Genomic DNA, 265 nt, shown 5'->3' with positions numbered 1-265 from the left:
GATGTGTGGTCAGAGGATTCTGGCGTGTCTGCCATGCCTGCCCGTATGGGGTTGAGGTCAACATAGGCCATCGCCGCAGCTAAGGCTTTTTCATCGAGCAAAGCCTGGCTTTTAAAACGCCCTTCCCAGAAGTGCCCCGTACACTGGTCTTCACGATTCGCTTCAGTGGCAATATGTTGATTCAGCAGGCGCATAAACCAACTGATAGAGCTCAGTCGTTCCCGCCAAGTGTCTATGATTTCAAAGCAACGTTCGGTTTCGGCTT

At 51.7% G+C, this 265-nt stretch carries 1 protein-coding gene; it reads right to left on the bottom strand.

The window, feature by feature from the left end; translation table 11 throughout:
• On the bottom strand, positions 1–265 hold a 265-nt coding region (locus RN22_RS24345), incomplete at both ends, for a hypothetical protein (RefSeq protein ID WP_046308516.1).

Source organism: Grimontia sp. AD028, from assembly GCF_000973155.1.
Taxonomy (GTDB): domain Bacteria; phylum Pseudomonadota; class Gammaproteobacteria; order Enterobacterales; family Vibrionaceae; genus Enterovibrio; species Enterovibrio indicus.
This window is presented reverse-complemented; position numbering and strand designations above follow the sequence as displayed.